The following is a 1,303-nucleotide window of genomic DNA, read 5'->3' on the forward strand; positions in this document are numbered from 1 at the left end:
TCGCCGGGTTGAGTGCGGAGCAGGTCGATCGGGTGCTGGCCGCGAAGGTGACCGGCGGCACGGTGCTGCACGAGGTGACCCGCGACCTGGCGGGGTTCGTCGTGTTCTCCTCGGCCGTGGGCACGCTCGGCGGAGCCGGGCAGGCGGCGTACGGCGCCGCGAACGCCTTCCTGGACGCGCTGGTCACCCAGCGCGTCGAACGGGGGCTGCCCGGCGTGTCGCTCGCCTGGGGACTCTGGGCCGAGTCGAGCGGCATGACCGGCGGGCTGGGCGCGGCCGACCTGGCCAGGATGGCCCGCTCCGGCGTCGCCCCGCTCACCACCGAGCACGCCCTCCACCTGCTCGACGCCGCCCTCGCCGCGGCAGAACCGGTACAGGTGCCCGTCGCGCTCGACCTCACCGCCTTCCGCGGCGACACCGAGGTGCCCGCGATGCTGCGCGGCCTCGTCAGGGCGCCGGTCCACAGGACGACCGCCCGATCCGCGGCCGAAACGTCCTACGCCCAGCGCCTGGCCGCCATGCCGGACGCGGACCGCTACCGCGCCCTCCTCGACCTGGCCCGCGAGCACGCTGCGGCTGTCCTCGGACATGCCGCACCGGACGCCGTCGACGGCGAGCGGCCGTTCAAGGATCTCGGCTTCGACTCGTTGACCGGCGTGGAGTTCCGCAACCGGCTCACCGCCGCGACCGGGCTGCGGCTGCCGGCCACGCTCATCTTCGACCACCCGACGCCGGCCGCGCTCGCCGGCCACCTGCGGCGTGAGCTGCTGGGGTCGTCGCCGATCACGTCCGCGCCGGTGGCCACCGGCGTGTCCGACGATCCGATCGTGATCGTGGGGATGGCGTGCCGGTATCCGGGCGGGGTTTCCTCGCCGGAAGGGCTGTGGGAGCTGGTGGCGTCGGGTGGGGACGGGATCGGGGGTTTTCCGGCCGATCGGGGGTGGGATCTGGGGGCGTTGTTCGATCCGGATCCGGAGCGGCCGGGTCGTTCGTACGTGCGTGATGGCGGGTTCCTGTACGACGCGGGTGACTTCGACGCGGGGTTCTTCGGGATCTCGCCGCGTGAGGCGCTGGCGATGGATCCGCAGCAGCGGTTGCTGCTGGAGACGTCATGGGAGGCGTTCGAACGGGCCGGCATCGACCCGGCCACGCTGCGCGGCGCGCAGGCCGGGGTGTTCGTCGGGGGGATGCGCCAGGAGTACGGCCCGCTTCTCGGACGAGGCGCAGAAGAGGTGGAAGGTTACCTGCTGACCGGTGGTGCGGCCAGTGTGTTGTCGGGGCGGGTGGCGTACACGTTCGGGCT

1 protein-coding gene is annotated in these 1,303 nt (G+C 73.2%); it reads left to right on the forward strand.

Going from position 1 to position 1,303, the window contains the following annotated elements; all coding sequences use genetic code 11:
• A partial coding sequence (locus CXR44_RS38670) for a beta-ketoacyl reductase (protein ID WP_144070259.1) occupies positions 1–1,303 on the forward strand: 1,303 nt, incomplete at both ends.

It is taken from the genome of Nonomuraea indica, assembly GCF_002850745.1.
Classification (GTDB): domain Bacteria; phylum Actinomycetota; class Actinomycetes; order Streptosporangiales; family Streptosporangiaceae; genus Nonomuraea; species Nonomuraea indica.